At 55.7% G+C, this 1,111-nt stretch carries 2 protein-coding genes; one reads left to right on the forward strand and one right to left on the reverse strand.

Going from position 1 to position 1,111, the window contains the following annotated elements; translation table 11 throughout:
• A partial coding sequence (locus ABJK56_RS19210; protein ID WP_347246304.1) for a hypothetical protein occupies window positions 1–659 on the forward strand: 659 nt, incomplete at its 5' end.
• A gap of 259 nt (window positions 660–918) precedes the next feature.
• Here the strand turns inward: ABJK56_RS19210 and ABJK56_RS19215 are convergent.
• Window positions 919–1,111, reverse strand: a 193-nt coding sequence (locus tag ABJK56_RS19215; RefSeq protein WP_347246305.1) for a hypothetical protein, incomplete at its 5' end; no start/stop codon positions are given.

Genomic DNA, 1,111 nt, shown 5'->3' on the forward strand with positions numbered 1-1,111 from the left:
TTAAGGCTGTGGTGTCCGGTGAGGAGATCGTGGTCCGCGAGCTGTACTGCCCGCCGTTTTCGTATCGCCCGATCTGTAAGATACTCCTGGCCGCCAACGAGGCAATGAAGATGTCCGCGACTGATAGCGGTCTGTGGAGGAGACTGCGGAGGGTGCCGTTCGAGCATGTGGTGCCGGAGGAGAGGAGATCGCCGGAGCTCAAGGCCAAACTAACGGACCCTACAGCAGATGATGGTGTGCATGTCCGGGCAGTACTGCGCTGGATAGTAGACGGCGCTGTAATGTGGTTGAGGGACCGAAAGCTGGATCCTCCTGTGTATGTGCATGACCTAACCGAGGAGCTACGGGACGAGCTGGACCCAATATCAGAGTGGATTCAGGAGTGCTGTGATCGGTCGGATCGTAGGGCTGTGACGCCCAAGGATGAGCTCTGGAAGAGCTATCTGCAGTGGTGCGAGCAGGAGGCGATCAAACCGATGGACTGTAGGATCTGGGGCAAGTATCTTAAGAGGTGGTGCGTGAGAATCGAGCGGCCGAGACTCGGTGGCGAAAGGAAACGTATGGTAGTCGGTATTAGACTGTTGGATCGGGGATCTGTACAGCCGAAAACGGTAGATTTCTCGGAATCAGGCCAAGATCCATTTGACGATCTGGATTGATGTTGTGTGCGGGAGGAGGTACCCCGATGTGCCTCCTCCGTCCCTCTCTATACGGTGTGGAATCGGCCAGGACCGATTATCCGGTCCGATCTGGACCGATTTAGACCGATGGACCGATGTGATGCTTTAACTTTTTCTGCGCCTGCCTTCCATTGCTTTTTCATGACCCATCTCCGATTTCATAACAGAAAAAGGATTTCATCGGACCAAATCGGTCCAAATCGGTCCGGAGTGTTTCTATCTGTCAAGCCGGCACTTACTAGCCGCGGGTAGCGCCAACCTCAGCTCCGCCACCAGACCTCGGCGGTAGGCGACGGAGGTCCCAGCCATACACCGCATGGTGAGGTGGCGAGGCGTAGCGGCGGTGATTCTGGAATCCATTGGCTAGGTGCCGGGAGTCTAATTGTGTGGAGGTAGGCTTGATGTCCGATCCTCGTCCATTTACACATACG

The sequence above is a fragment of the Thermogutta sp. genome, from assembly GCF_039793925.1.
GTDB lineage: Bacteria > Planctomycetota > Planctomycetia > Pirellulales > Thermoguttaceae > Thermogutta.